General features: G+C 33.0%; 11 protein-coding genes. 3 read left to right on the forward strand and 8 right to left on the reverse strand.

The genetic code is table 11. From position 1 onward, the window contains the following. Positions 1 to 16: 16 nt before the first annotated feature. The gene (locus tag DZ60_RS0120105; protein ID WP_241448768.1) at positions 17 to 451 is read left to right on the forward strand and encodes a hypothetical protein; all 435 of its coding nucleotides are present in this window, start codon (positions 17 to 19) and stop codon (positions 449 to 451) included. Between the two features lie 200 nt (positions 452 to 651). Here DZ60_RS0120105 and DZ60_RS23555 read toward each other — a convergent pair whose 3' ends face one another. From DZ60_RS23555 to DZ60_RS0120135, 6 genes are all read right to left on the reverse strand, one after another. Then, the gene (locus DZ60_RS23555; protein WP_025743821.1) at positions 652 to 3,513 is read right to left on the reverse strand and encodes an esterase-like activity of phytase family protein; all 2,862 of its coding nucleotides are present in this window, start codon (positions 3,511 to 3,513) and stop codon (positions 652 to 654) included. A 204-nt stretch (positions 3,514 to 3,717) separates the two neighbouring features. After that, positions 3,718 to 4,239 carry a GNAT family N-acetyltransferase gene (locus DZ60_RS0120115; RefSeq protein ID WP_152537484.1) on the reverse strand — a complete coding sequence of 174 codons (522 nt, stop codon included), beginning with the start codon at positions 4,237 to 4,239 and terminating at the stop codon, positions 3,718 to 3,720. 23 nt (positions 4,240 to 4,262) lie between these two features. Then, entirely contained in the window at positions 4,263 to 4,922 is a 660-nt protein-coding gene (locus DZ60_RS0120120) for an alpha/beta hydrolase (RefSeq protein ID WP_025743823.1), read from the reverse strand. 38 nt (positions 4,923 to 4,960) lie between these two features. Then, positions 4,961 to 5,290, reverse strand: coding sequence for a membrane protein (locus DZ60_RS0120125; RefSeq protein ID WP_025743824.1), 330 nt, complete (start codon positions 5,288 to 5,290; stop codon positions 4,961 to 4,963). A gap of 46 nt (positions 5,291 to 5,336) precedes the next feature. Next, a complete protein-coding gene (locus tag DZ60_RS0120130; protein ID WP_025743825.1) occupies positions 5,337 to 6,590 on the reverse strand; it encodes a dihydroorotase in 1,254 nt (417 codons plus the stop codon). Further along, the gene (locus tag DZ60_RS0120135; RefSeq protein WP_025743826.1) at positions 6,587 to 8,515 is read right to left on the reverse strand and encodes a BatA domain-containing protein; all 1,929 of its coding nucleotides are present in this window, start codon (positions 8,513 to 8,515) and stop codon (positions 6,587 to 6,589) included. Before DZ60_RS0120135 ends, DZ60_RS0120130 begins: the two co-directional genes overlap by 4 nt. A 262-nt stretch (positions 8,516 to 8,777) precedes the next feature. On the opposite strand from DZ60_RS0120135, the gene DZ60_RS0120140 reads away from it, so the two are divergent. Continuing rightward, on the forward strand, positions 8,778 to 10,031 hold the full coding sequence (locus DZ60_RS0120140; RefSeq protein WP_025743827.1) for a DEAD/DEAH box helicase: 1,254 nt from the start codon (positions 8,778 to 8,780) through the stop codon (positions 10,029 to 10,031). Between the two features lie 78 nt (positions 10,032 to 10,109). On the opposite strand, the gene DZ60_RS0120145 is transcribed toward DZ60_RS0120140, so the two are convergent. Further along, on the reverse strand, positions 10,110 to 10,628 hold the full coding sequence (locus DZ60_RS0120145) for a porin family protein (protein ID WP_025743828.1): 519 nt from the start codon (positions 10,626 to 10,628) through the stop codon (positions 10,110 to 10,112). Positions 10,629 to 10,792: 164 nt separating this feature from the next. On the opposite strand from DZ60_RS0120145, the gene DZ60_RS0120150 reads away from it, so the two are divergent. Continuing rightward, on the forward strand, positions 10,793 to 12,352 hold the full coding sequence (locus DZ60_RS0120150; protein WP_025743829.1) for an NAD(P)/FAD-dependent oxidoreductase: 1,560 nt from the start codon (positions 10,793 to 10,795) through the stop codon (positions 12,350 to 12,352). Between the two features lie 4 nt (positions 12,353 to 12,356). Here DZ60_RS0120150 and DZ60_RS0120155 read toward each other — a convergent pair whose 3' ends face one another. Then, a complete protein-coding gene (locus DZ60_RS0120155) occupies positions 12,357 to 13,565 on the reverse strand; it encodes a GAF domain-containing sensor histidine kinase (protein WP_025743830.1) in 1,209 nt (402 codons plus the stop codon). Positions 13,566 to 13,974: the final 409 nt, after the last annotated feature.

Genomic DNA, 13,974 nt, shown 5'->3' on the forward strand with positions numbered 1-13,974 from the left:
TGTTCTATTTCAATTCATGAACGCCAAAAAAGCTAAAGAATCGTATGATGCGAAAATAGAAAACCTTAAGGCCAAAGTTGAGGCTAAAGAATCTTATATAGATTCTTTGGTTAATATTAATATGGACCTTACCTATTTTTCTTTGGATAGTAATGAAGATGCCATTAGCTATTTTGAAGAAATGGGGTATGATGCCAATAAGTTGTCCCTTACAATAAGTGATCAGATTATTAGTCAGAATAAGGCAGGAGCAGATAATCCTATTATTCCATTTGTAGGTATGGAAGGCAATATGAGTATTAATAAAGTTAGATTGCTTAATCATCGATGGATTATTGCAGATTTTACTGATGGTGTATATTGGGGAGAACTATTTATAACTTATGAAGTTCGTAAGGATGGTGTTGTAGATTTTGAGGTTGAAAAATCATTTTTGTATCCCAGAAATTAGATATACCATTTTTTATAAACAAAATAGTTGCCAGAAAAAATACTATTAATACGTATCAATACTAATTATTTGTCAACCTGAACCTGACCAAGAAACATTGAAGTAAAATATTTGTTTCATAGACAAGTCCAGCTTGACAAAGGAACTTCTGTTTTCTAACGGAAGTTGAGTTGATTGAGAAAGATGTTTTTACCTCTTTTCTAGTTCTTGATTATCTTTTCTTTAGTAAGGAATCCGTCTATGTCTATAATTGCTATATATGTTCCTTTTTTAACTTTTGAACCACTGTCTGATATCCCATTCCAAGTATATTTACTGTTGTTGGTGTGTTTTTGATTCGCAATCAATTTTCGAATAGAATTTCCGAAAATATCATAAATATTAATGGATATATTCGTTTGTTCTTTTGCTTCTATAGAAAAAGATACCTGATCCGTAAATGTATTAGGATGTACTATAATGTTCTTGTTTTCTTCCAAAGTTTCTTTTGAGATGTTTTCTGTTTTTCTCCATGGTCTGCCAAGAGGTTCGTCTAGCCATAAAAGTATGAACTCATTATCATCAGGCAACCCTGTTCCTAAATGTCTACCAATACTAAAAGGGTAATTATTGTCATTTAATACTCCAATCAAGAAAGGGTTAAATACAACAACACTTTCTATAGTAACAAACGGAAAGGCAAATTCTTGACCAATCCCTATGTCTCCTGATAATCCGGGTTCTGATATTCTGTAAATATCGTTGATGTCGAGAAGATCAATATTATGTCTTTTTTCAATTATAGCTTCGTTAGGATCTAGTTTTATTTCGTAAATAGCTTTGAACCCATTTAAGTCCCCCTGAGAGCCATCTCGTTCTATAATTAATCCTCGCTTACGACTAAACATGATAAAATCTCCAATGGCTGTAGCATTTTCATTTAATACATATTCGAATTTTTTTCCAGTATAAGAAGCACTTTCAAGGTCAAATTCATGAACTAATAAGTTACTGTTTTCAGAATTTTCGAGGGGTTTTTCTAATAGTGGAAATAGTGTTTTTTTATCAGTACTGAGTGCCATTCCTTCAAAACCACCACTGCTTTTAACTTTAAATGGAGTATCTAAAATAGTACTGCGATATGGCCAATATAGTCCAGCTAACCAAGGGGTGTTTACGCCATTTTGATCTTGTAAATTTGTTCCGTCTCCCGAGTCCCCTACTTTCGGGAAATCTCCAAAAAGACATACGGTTCTTATTTCTGGATATTGCTCTTGGGCAATAAGTAAGGTTCTAAAATCGAAACTTTGTATATCTGCTCTGTCTGTCAAATTATTTTTGACAACAAGATCTGCTATAGCTTTGGTAAAGGACTCGGCATCTACAGTTCGATCAGAAAAAATATCTCCACGATCATCGGTGTCTGTTCTTGGGTTTATTTTTGTTTCGATGTTATAGCGCACTTTTGATGCGTTTTTCCAGCGTTTTTCAGCTTCTGAATTAGAGACACCTGCACCATACTTATAATAGGCAACATAAAAATCAACAAAATCAAATAACTGTTGTAATGATGGCATTATATAAGGGTCGATTAGGTTGTTTTGATTTGCAAAGGCAATAGAAACGGGAGATAAAGAAAGATCATTGGTTTGAGCAGGTCTTCCTGGTAAAATTTTGTCTGCAATATATGTTGCTTGGATGTGTGCTAAAGTTACATCTTTTACTAATACTTCATCATTATACGTATATGAAGTACCATCAACTCTACGGGTTTTGGCAGATTCAATATGTGGGTCATGATCTAATACAGGAATTTGGTCTGATGTAATACCGCAGTCTGTTTCTAAAGTAGGCATTAAATAATCTAGTGCTGCTTCCATAGCGGGGAGTGTATTTTCGGGGCGCAAATTTCTTGCGCCTCTATGCCCTTGAGCATCAAATAAATTAACATCTATTAATCCGTCAGAATCAATATAATCTGGTTGGCCATTAGTATCGTTATCAAAATTTTGTATCGCTTCTAATAATAAGTCAGGTCGATCAGATATAATTCCTTGTACACCAAGATCTAAAAGAGCGTTCATGCTTTCTAAATCGTTTACTGTATAAACAACAACAGGGTGTCCTGCGTTGTTTAAAGAGGATACATTAAATATTTCACTAGAAGCGCTGGTGAGACTTGGATCGGGGTTCGAACGACTATTAACTAGTGTAGTACTATCTCCGTCATCAAGCATTACGAACCATGGAGACATTACAGGAGTTTTGCCCCCAAACTTTTGTGCATGTGCTCTCATGGCATTCATTACCCGTAATGCACTATATTCTTCATTAAATGGATTTTGTTTAGCCCGTAGTTCTTTTCCATTTTCATCAAAATCAGGAAGTCTTATTGGCGCTTCTAATAAAATACCGTTTTTGTCAAAGTGTAATATAAAAGGTCCGAATTCGTCACCAATCCAAAAATCTCCATTGGGAGTTCTTTGTATAGATTCTATGTCAAAGTCAGCACCAGTAAGAATTCTAGAAGTACTAAAATGATTAGTAATAGCAAAAGGAATTTTATGGTTAGGGTCTCTGAGCTCAATATGTTCCAAAATCTCTATAGAACCATCTCCTTTGCTAATAATAGATTCGAATTCTGGTTTTATTCGATACATTCTTAAATTATAATCGGCAGAATTTTCTATACTCCCAAAACCGTTGTCAGATAATGCCATAAAGGTACCGTCAAAATTATTAAGGATAGCAGAAAAACCTTGTACAGGTTGTTTATTAAAAAAAGGAACTGGTTGTTGATTGATTAATCCTTGGTTGATATATTGTCCTGAGGTGGGCCCTTCAGAGAAACTAGCTGCTGGCAAAACAGCACGAGAGATTAAGATGTCTCCAAAATTAAAGTAGGACGAACCAGTTCCTTTAGCGTATTTTTTTTGATTGAAGCAATTATCTTTTGGAATATCAAATTGAAAGTTTTCTGAATTTTTTTTAGAGATTTGGGCACTAAGTGATGCCGTTATGCATATAGCTCCAACAAGGAAACTATATTTTAATTTTGAGATGATTGTGTAACATCGTTTCATGATTGTAAAGTGTTTTGAGTTAAATTGGTTTTTAAACACTTTAAAATTACACGCTATGTATTACTGAATTGTTTGTACTATTTAAATAAATGATTAGGAAAAAGTTAGGTGTTTTACCTTTGTGTGTTCTCTCTAAAACTGGCTAGAGACCCAAGAGGTCATTTCAATCATATTTCATTGACTGTTTGGTTATAAGTAGGATATTTAACTTTTATATAATCTATACCAATGTTCTTTTTTTATTTGATATCTTCTATCTATACAGTCGTCTTTTATATTATAGAATTCGAAAGAGGGAGTCATTATTTTTTCTAAAATTTTTACAGACTTGTCATTTTCGATATTTACATCTGCTGTAACTTTTGAAGTCTTACGTACATCAAAACTAAAATCAATTAGTCCTTTTGCTATTTCTGTACCATATCCTTTGCCCCAAAATTTCTGTGCAATACTATAGGCTATTTCTTCTTCATTTTTATTGTTCTTAAGAAAGCCGCAAATACCTATTATTTCAGACCTACTCTTTTTTGTGAACCCCCAAATATTAGTATCTGATTTTTGTTCTAATTCTATAAGCTCTTTTAAGCGTAAATCACTTTTTTTTCTAGATAGTGTTTTTCTTGGGATAGGATGCATTACCTCAGGATCTCTCATTAATTCATAAAAGTCTGAAGCATCTGTATTTTTAAGTCTTCTTACAAGTAATCTTTCTGTTTCGAAGATCATTTTAATCTTGGTTAAGTCATAGGTTATATATGATTTTCTAACCAATCTTTAAACTGATAAAAGTTTTGAGGAGCAACACCGTGGCCAACCATAAATTCATTTAGAGGTGCGGTTATACCTAGTTTTTTAAGAAATATAGGTGCTTTACGGGCCCAATCAACAGGAATGACCTGATCAACGCTACCGTGAGAGCAGTAGAAGTTAAGAGAAGAAAAATCAGAATCCTTATATCCTTCTTTTAATATACCTTCATTAATATAGCCACTTAATGCAATGACATTTTTAATTTTTTCTGGATAGGAGATTGCTACAGCATAGCTAAGAATAGTTCCTTGACTAAACCCCAGAATAGAAACATTATTTTTGTCTAAATTATATGCTTCTATTGCTTCGTCTATAAAATTTGCAATTTTATCACGAGATTCTATCGCTTGCTCATCATCGCTAAATTTTCCCTTATCTGTATCAAAATAGATGGCGTACCATGCATTTCCTTGTGGTTGCATAGGGTAAGGAGCTCGAACAGAAATGATACATAGTTCTTCTGATAACTCACTAGAGAAAGAAAAAAGATCATTTTCATCACTGCCATATCCGTGAAACATAAAAAGAACGGGAGTTTTTTCTTTTTTTACTGTGGGTTCTTTGATAATATGATATAAGGAAAGTGTATTACTAGACATAAATTAAATTGCTAAAAAGTAAAAATAGATGATTTGGTCTATTTGATAAAATTAAACCATTCTTGAAAATAGGGGCCTAAAATAGGAACTGTTTTTTGTTCTTCGCGAGAAGCTGTTATAAGTCCATAACCAAATAGTACGAATATAAAAATGTAAAAAGCAGAACTAATCGCCCAGGAGTCAAAAATACTAACAAATACTCCCAGAACATAAAATGAAATGTTTATGCCCAAAGCCTGACGAATATGGAAATTAGCAAATTTATTTTTATTGTCTTGATTCATGAAATAGGCTATGATCGTACCCACAATAGTAATATATGCTATAATAGCTGCTGTTTTTCCTTGTTTTGCGTAATCTGATTGCATGACTGACAGGTGATTTTATTAATACATTTTATATATAAATCCGAATTTACTTTAGGATTATTTTATTATTGGCAATAATACCATAAACATGTCCTTTTATTGATTTTCCTATAAAAGCACTGTTTTTTGAGGTAGACATAATATGTCCTTCGGTAAAAGTGGTTTCATTTTTTGGGTTAAAAAGTGATAAATTCGCTTTATTTCCTCTATCAATAGAGGTGTTATTGATACCGAAAATTGATTTGCCATTAGTAAGCATAGCAATAGTCCTTTCTAAGCCCAATATTTTGTTAAGTGTACCAAAGGCACTTTCTAACCCCAGTGTACCATAAGCCGAATTGTCAAATTCTACTTTTTTTAGTTCGATATCCATAGGTTGGTGATCGCAAGTAATTGTATCGATTGTTCCATCATTGATGCCTTTTAGTAGGGCGGTAACATCTTCTTTGGTACGAAGTGGTGGTAATACTTTAAAATTTGTATCAAAGGTTTCTAGTTCTCTGTCGGTAAAAGCAATGTGATGTACAGTGGTACTACAGCTAATATTTAATCCTTTGGCTTTTGCTGTACGAATTAGGTCAACAGATTTGGCAGTAGATATTGTAGGTATATGTAATGAGCCTCCTGTATGTTCTAGAAGAAATAAATCTCTTACAATTTGTAGTTCTTCTGCAAGGGCAGGAATCCCCTTTAATCCTAATAAGGTACTTTGTTCCTCTTCGTTAACAATACCTTTTCCTGCAATATCATTCTCTTGCGGAAAAGAAATTACCAAACCGTTAAAATTTTGGGTGTAAAGTAGTGCGATTTTTAATAAGTTCGGATTGTAGATAGCTTTTTTATAATCCCCAAAAGCAATTGCTCCTGCTTGCTTCATATCATATAATTCTGCTAGAGCTTCTCCTTTTGATTGCGTTGTTAAAGCACCTATAGGGTATAGAGATACTGCATTTTCTAACGCTTTACTTTTTAAAAAACCTATAGATGTATTTGTGTCAGTTATTGGTAAGGTGTTTGGCTGTAGAGCGATACTAGTAAAACCACTTTTTGCAGCTACTTCTAGTCCATTAGCAATAGTTTCTCTTTCCTCATATCCAGGTTCACCAAAACTTACACTACTATCAAACCAACCCTGAGAAACATGCAGTTCATCTAGAATTATTTCTTGTACATGATCAGGAGTATTTATAGAGGTGTCTATATTGGTAATAACACCATTTTCTATTAAAATATCAACGGTTTTATTATGAAAAGGAGACTGGGGATCAAGTATTGTGGCAGCCTTTAGTAAAAAATTCATTTGAGATATTTTAATAATAGTATTTCAATTAGCAAAAATAGCAATGCAAAAATAATAAACCATTTCCAAAGTTCATTAACACTACTATCTTCTTTTATTTGATCAAAAAGTTCAGTAACAGATTCACTTACTTCATAAGCCTCATTGGTTATTAAAGAGTAATATTGCAAATCACTTTCTATGCTATTATAATTATAACTGACATGTTGAATACTATTTTTGTTTTGATCTTCGAGGCTATAAACTCCTGCTTGTGTAGGTACTTCTTCTGTAGTAATACGGACTTTGGTAGGAAAACTCTGTTGTAACGGAACAATTTTTTCTTTCTCAGAGACCAAAGATAAGATACCATCTTGTCCTAAAGTAACAGGTACATCATAAGAATTAGTCTCACCAATTGTATAAGAAATATCTGTATGTTTTAAACTCTGTTTTGCAATATTATAAAACGTAGGTACAATTAGAGGCGAATTTTTAAAATTAGAATTATTTTGATTAATTGCCGCACTAAATACGTACAATGAATTTGTTTTAAACAAAAACGGACTATTGTCTTCAAATGATAGAATCACATTGGTGCCATTTGTTTGATAATAGTTATTAACTTTTGGATATTGAAAATTGGTAATATTTTTATCAAACACTCCTCTATACAATGGATGCGAAAAATGAATGGTTGTAATCTTTTTTTCTTGTTTTTTTTCTGAAAAAATCCCTTCTGTAGAAAATCCACTTATAAACTGTTGGTAAGAATCTAAGTCTCCTTCATTTGCAGGTATTAAACAAATAATTCCCCCTTGATCGGCAAAAGGTGTTAATGCGTTTAGAAGGGATACAGGAATCTGCTTAACCTCATTGATAATAATGACGTTAGAGGTGCTGATGTCGTTATAATTAAGTTCATTAAGTGTCGTACTCGTTAATGAAAACTCATCAGGTGTAAATATGTTTTTAATAAAATGGTCGCTTGCCTCATTGATAGCTAGTACTTTGATTTTCTCGGGAGTATTAATGGTGAAGTATCTAGAGTTATCAAATGTAATAGAGGGATCATCTAGCGTAACACGTCCATTTATTTTAATATTTTCTTCTAAACGAAATGCTGTTTTTGCTGTACCGTCTTTTGGTATAGAAACTGCCATTTTTGCTAATAAAGTGTCGTCATTATAGAGGGCAATCGAAGTGTTTTTTGAAGCAATATCTGTAGTGCTCAGTAACACATGTAAGTATAATTCATTTTCAATATTACGTTCTAGATATAGACTATCAATAGAAATGTTTTGACGTGTAACGGGGCTTAATTTTACTAAATGTGTTTTGATCTGATTATCTGCGGGTATTGCAACAGGGTCCTTTTTCTGTTGAAAATCAGAAATCATTATAAGGCGCTTGATTGTTTGGGCTGTGTTACCTAATAGCTGTTTTCCTTTTAAGTAAGCAGCATTATATGAAAGTTGATTTGAGGAGTATTCTAATTGTAAAAGATCATTTAGAATATCTTGTTTCGATACATCTGTAAAAGATTCGGTATTAGTGAAAAGAGATATTTTTTCTTCTTCGGGAGTGTTATTAAGGATTTCCTGAATAGCTCTTTTTAATAAAGGACCTTTTGCTCCCTTTGCTTGCATACTAAAAGAGTTGTCAAGGTAAATAACGGTTTCGCTTTTTTTGCCTACCAGTTCTTCTAAAGCCAAAAAAGGTTGGGAAAAAGCAATAATTAGAAATGCTAGAGCCAATAGTCTGGACAAAAGCGTAAGCCATTTTTTAATTCGAGAACTTTTTCTAGTTTGTAATGAAATAGATTTTAAGAACTGAACATTACTGAAATTTACTTTTTGAAAACGTCTTAACTGAAATAAATGGACTATAATGGGAATAACAAGGGCGAAGAGAGCAAAAAGAAATTCTGGATGTTTAAACTGCATTCCTTAGTAACGTTTGTCAAATATACTATAAGATTTGTGAATAGGTATTTTTGTGATCGTATTTTTTCTATCTAAAACATAATAAAGTTAGATTTTTTTGTCTTCTTGTATTTGTATTAAAAGAATAAATTTTTGAGTGTCCTTATTAGTATAATTAAGACAAAACCACTGAATGTCTATGTATCTTAAAATAAGCCGTACATTTACGTTTTCATTCAGAAATGGCATTTAGTAGTAACTTGTTGTTTCGTAAACAGTTTATATGTCATTTGAAACATTAGGATTATCCGATGCTTTGTTAAAAGCCATCGACAAAAAGGGATATAAAATACCTTCTCCCATACAAGAAAAAGCAATTCCATCAATTTTAGAAAGAAAAGATGTTTTAGCATCAGCGCAAACAGGAACTGGTAAAACAGCTGGATTTACGCTACCATTATTACAGATTTTATCAAATGGTCAGCAGCGACGTAAAAGGCCTATCCGTGCTTTGGTATTAACTCCAACAAGAGAATTAGCAGCTCAGATTTTGGATAATGTAAAGGCATATAGTGAGTTTATTGACTTGAGATCAATGGTCATTTTTGGAGGAGTAAATGCAAACCCTCAAATAAAAGCATTAAGAAATGGTGTTGATATATTGGTAGCAACCCCAGGGCGTCTATTAGATCTTCATAGCCAAAAAGTACTTTCTCTTGCTTCGGTAGAAATTTTGGTTCTTGATGAAGCGGATCGAATGTTGGATATGGGGTTTCAGAGAGATATTAATAAAATACTAGCTCTATTACCCCAAAAACGACAAAACTTATTATTTTCTGCAACCTTCTCTAAAGAAATTAAAAAGCTTGCACATGGTATTTTGAATAATCCTGTCTGGGTAGAAGCCGCACCCGAAAATACAACTGCAGAAAAAGTTAATCAGAAATTATATCGAGTAGACAAAAAAAGAAAAACTGAACTAATTATTAAATTAATATCAGAAGGAGATTGGCAACAGGTATTGATTTTTACGAGAACAAAACATGGGGCTAATCGCTTAAGCGAAAAATTAGTAAAAAATCATATTTCTGCTGCTGCTATTCATGGTAATAAAAGTCAAGGAGCTAGAACCAAAGCTTTAGGCGGTTTTAAAAAAGGAACAATTAGAGTGCTTGTTGCAACAGATATCGCTGCCAGAGGCCTCGATATTCCTTTACTACCACATGTTGTAAATTTTGAACTGCCAAATGTTTCTGAGGATTATGTACACCGTATTGGAAGAACTGGAAGGGCAGGAGCAAGTGGAGAAGCTATTTCTCTTGTAAGTCAAGAAGAAACATCTTATATAAGAGGTATTGAGAAGTTATTAGGAGAAAAGCTTCCTACTAATATTGTAGAAGGTTTTGAGCCTTCTCTAAGTACAGAAACCAATTCTAATACCCCAAAAAGCGGCGCTCCTCGAAATCAAAAGCCACATAGAAATAATAGAAATAATAGAAATAATAGAAATAGTAAAAGAGGATCAAGAAGAAAGTAGTAATAAAATATAGTTAATAAAAAAGGTGGAAGTTTTTGCCTTCCACCTTTTTTATTAGTTATGTTTTAGAATATTCTTCTAGAAAATATAGTATCCTACAGAAATCTGAAAATTAGAGTTCTTACCATCTACGTCTTCAACTACATCTGTAAATCCAAAATTATATCTTAACTGCCCGAAAAAAGGTCCAAATTCTACACCTGCACCTACTGCACCACTTAAGTCAAAACTTTCAGGTTCTCCTACTTCAAAATTGTCATTAACCACAAAGCCAAATTGAGGACCCGCCTCAACACTTAGAATTTTTGCAAATTTAAGCTTGAATAGCACAGGAAGATTTAAATAATCAATATCTGTATCCTCAATTCCTTGGGCTGAATACAACAACTCGGGTTGCAGTGCTATAGTTTCTGCTAGACTTAGCTGTACTACAGCGCCAATATGATATCCTGTTCTTCCATCTACTTGATCGCTAATGTCATCTCCATTAATTGTAGCGAGATTAACTCCACCTTTAAAACCGAATTTGATATCTTGTGCTTTAGAGGTAATTGAAAGACCGATAAACGCAATCGCTATTAAAATTAGCTTTTTCATAATTGTTAATTTAAGGTTTGTTTAATCTCAAAGATAGGGACTATATCCTTAATAAAAGGTTAAAATTAATATGGATATTTCAAAAATTAAGGAGGCTATTTGTATTTCTCTCAACCGTAGATTATTGTATATTCGCGGCAGATTGTAACCTATAGATATAAAAATTGCAACACGAATTTACAATACAAGTATCTCCCGAAATAGCAGGGCATATGGATCGGCTAACAACAAAAGTTGCCCGGACCAATGGCATTCCTATTGACGAAATTAAACATGTACAGGTTTTAAAAAGATCGATAGATGCACGACAAAAATCTGTAAAGATAAATTTAAAGGTGCGAGTATTTGTGAAAGAGGACTTTATTGAGGATAGGATTACATTACCTGAATATCCTGATGTTTCTAATGCTCCTGAAGTTGTAATTATAGGAGCGGGGCCAGCGGGTTTATTTGCTGCACTGCGATGTGTTGAGTTAGGATGCAAGCCTATTGTAATCGAACGGGGAAAAGATGTTAGGAGCAGAAGAAGAGATCTTAAAGCTATTAATCGTGATCATATTGTTGATGTTGATTCTAATTATTGTTTCGGAGAAGGAGGTGCAGGCACATACAGTGATGGTAAGCTTTATACCCGATCAAAGAAAAGAGGAGATGTACAGCGTATTTTGAAAATATTAGTTGGTTTTGGAGCTACCGATCAAATTTTGGTAGATGCACATCCTCATATAGGTACCAATAAACTGCCAGATATTATTGCTGCAATACGAGAAAAAATAGTAGAAAGAGGAGGGGTCATTAAGTTTGAATCCCGTGTAGTAGATTTAAAAATTAAAAATCAGGAGATTAATGAAGTAGTACTTCGTGACGGAAGCTCAATTATTTCAAATAGAGTTATTTTGGCAACAGGGCACTCAGCCAGAGACATTTTTGAGTTATTATATCATAAAAAAATCGAAATCGAATCAAAACCTTTTGCTTTGGGTGTTAGAGTAGAGCATCCACAACTTTTGATAGATCAAATACAATATTCTTGCGATACGCGTAGTCCCTATTTACCACCATCACCCTATAGCGTAGTTAAGCAGGTTAATGGTAGAGGTATGTATTCTTTTTGTATGTGTCCGGGGGGAGTTATTGCTCCTTGTGCGACGAGTCCGGGAGAGGTAGTTACAAATGGCTGGTCTCCATCAAAAAGAGATCAACCCACGGCAAATAGTGGCATAGTCGTAGAATTACGCAGCCAAGATTTTAAGGCATTCTCTAATTATGGTCCCTTAGCGGCTATGTATTTTCAGAAAAGCATAGAGCAACAAGCGTGGCATGTAGGAGGAGAGACACAAAAAGTTCCGGCACAAAGATTAACAGATATGGTGAATAATAAAAGGTCTGAAAATCTTCCCGTTACATCCTATAAACCAGGATTGACATCTGCTGATATGAGTGAAGTGTTTCCTAAATTCATACATAAGGTTCTACAACAAGGTTTTGTTTCTTTTAATAAAAGTATGCGGGGATACCTAACAAATGAAGCTATTGTGCATGCTCCTGAATCAAGAACATCATCTCCTGTTCGTATCCCCAGAGATTTTAAAACATTAGAACATATTCAGATTAAAGGATTGTATCCTTGTGGAGAAGGGGCAGGGTATGCAGGAGGTATAATTTCTGCAGCGATTGATGGCGAGAAATGTGCCCAAGCTTGTATTACTACCATAAAAAAATAAAAGACTAAACGCTTTTTTTTATCGAAAACTCAAACGTAGTTTGAACTTTTTCTTCTGAAAAGACATTGATAGATCCACCTAGGTTTGTGATTAGTTTTTCTACGGTTGATAATCCTATGCCATTGCCTTTATTGCCACTTCTGTCTGGTATATTAGCGGTGGTGAAAAGTTTAAAAATAGAATCTATTTGGTCTTTTGGGATACCCATACCATTATCCGTAATTCTGAAATAGTAAAAGGCAAGATCCTCATGAATATCAATTTTTATGATAATCTGTTCTTTGTCATTATATTTTATTGAGTTACCAATGAGGTTAAAAAATATTTGTTTTAAAGCTAGTTTGTTAGTTTCTAATTCGGGGTTATTTTCTGGATAATGAATAGTGAAATCAGGTTTGACACTCAATAATTCAACAATTTCTTTTAGTAAATTATTAATATAAAATTTTTCATGTACCGTATCAATTAAGTTATCACTCTCATAATGATCGAGTACATCATTAATATAAGTACTCATCGTAAATGATGAGGTTTTAATGTATTCGAAATATTCGAGACTTTCTGCATTGAGTTTATCTTTTAATAGCAGTTTTAATACATCAGTAGACATAATAATATTTGCTAATGGCATTTTCAGATCATGAGAAATTACTTTTGCAAACTCATAAAGAGAATCATTACGTTTTTCTAACTGATTTTGAATTTCTTCTAAGTCTTTATTCTTTTTATTTAATTCTAATAGAATAATTACTTGATTGGATAGTGCTTTGAGAGATTTTAATTGCTTTTCTGACAATTGTTTTGGTTCACTATGAATAACGCAAAGGGTGCCAAGAGCAAAGCCATCCTTATCAATTAGAGGAATTCCGGCATAAAAAACAACTAGTTTTTCTACATCGGTAAGCGGATTTTTAGAAAAACGCTCATCTGTTCTTGCATCATTAATGACAAAAGGTTTTTCAGGTTCAAGTATAGCATGTGCACAAAAGGAAAGTTCTCTCGGTGTTTCGCAAGTACTCATTCCGTACTTTGACTTAAACCATTGTCTATTATTATCAACAAATGAAATTAATGCAATATCTGTTTCGCATAAGTGTGCAGCAAGCGTCGTAATCTCATCAAATTCTTTCTGAGGTTTTGAGTCCAGAATATTTAACGATTTTAGGGCTTCTAATCTAAATTTTTCATTTATGGGTATAGCTGCTGACATCATCCTCTTCAAATGGTTTATTTTGAGTAATTCTTAATAAAATTAACAAAAAAAACGGAACAAATATCAATTAATTACTATCCCGTATTTATTTTATGGAGCAACCATAAAAAAAAACAATAATTTGTGTTTTTTAACTTTTTGTTAAGTATTTTTTAGTATTCTTTTGTGTTAAAATAAAGTGTGAAATTTTATTTATTTTTCAGAAATAATTAGTCATTCAGGTGTTTAAATTATATGATAGTTAAGCTATTTGTTGGTGCTAAAAATGATAGATTTACAATAAACAATAAGAAAGTTACCAAAGGTTCATATGTATTTCTAAATTTTGTAATGTAATGAAACCTTCGTGACTTGGTAAGCATTAAAAGAAAAGGGTAAATAGGGATCATTCCAAAAAGTTGTGGTTAGA

Origin of the sequence: Aquimarina pacifica, assembly GCF_000520955.1 — a bacterium.
GTDB classification, from domain to species: Bacteria; Bacteroidota; Bacteroidia; order Flavobacteriales; family Flavobacteriaceae; genus Aquimarina; species Aquimarina pacifica.